The sequence below is a fragment of the Clostridium sp. MCC345 genome (assembly GCF_018785345.1).
Lineage (GTDB): Bacteria > Bacillota > Clostridia > Lachnospirales > Anaerotignaceae > Anaerotignum_A > Anaerotignum_A faecicola.
The window spans coordinates 1-841 of sequence record NZ_WQPP01000028.1 but is presented as its reverse complement, the minus strand read 5'-3'; the positions used below and the strand labels follow the sequence as shown (position 1 = coordinate 841).

General features: G+C 54.3%; 1 protein-coding gene. It reads left to right on the top strand.

Annotated elements, in window-relative coordinates; genetic code table 11:
• Positions 1-32: 32 nt before the first annotated feature.
• A partial coding sequence (locus GPK49_RS06850; protein WP_215677112.1) for an ATP-binding protein occupies positions 33-841 on the top strand: 809 nt, incomplete at its 3' end.

Below are 841 nucleotides of genomic sequence, written 5' to 3'. Positions count from 1 at the left end.
CCCGATTATTCATGCAAGGAGGGCGAGAGCTTATGAAAAACGAGATTGAAGCTATGATTACGGACATTACAACCACTACCACCGAAGCGGAGGATTACACAGGCGAGGACGGGCTTTTATACTGCGGTAAGTGCCATACGCCCAAAGAAGCCTATTTTGCAGAGGGAAAGACTTGTTTCGGGCGTGACCGCCACCCAACAGACTGCGACTGCCAGCGGGCAGCCCGTGAAAAGCAGCAAGCCGCCGAAAGCCGACAGAAGCACCTTGAAAAAGTGGAGGACTTGAAACGCCGGGGCTTTACTGACCCTGCTATGCGGAACTGGACATTTGAGCATGACAACGGCAGAAACCCACAGACCGAAACCGCCCGCTTTTATGTGGAGAGCTGGGAAACCATGCAGGCTGAAAATATCGGCTACCTGTTTTGGGGAGGCGTGGGGACGGGAAAAAGCTACCTTGCCGCCTGTATCGCCAACGCCCTTATGGAAAAAGAGGTTGCCGTTCGCATGACAAACTTTGCAACGATACTGGGTGACCTTGCCGCCAGCTTTGAGGGCAGGAATGAATATATTTCCCGCCTTTGCAGCTACCCTCTGCTGATACTTGATGATTTTGGTATGGAGCGAGGGACAGAATACGGGCTGGAACAGGTTTACAGCGTGATTGACAGCCGTTACCGAAGCGGCAAGCCGCTGATCGCCACGACCAACCTCACGCTGGAGGAATTGCAGTACCCGCAGGACACGCCCCACGCCCGTATCTATGACAGGCTGACTTCCATGTGCGCCCCCGTCCGCTTCACGGGCAGCAACTTCCGAAAGGAAACCGCACAGGAAAAGCT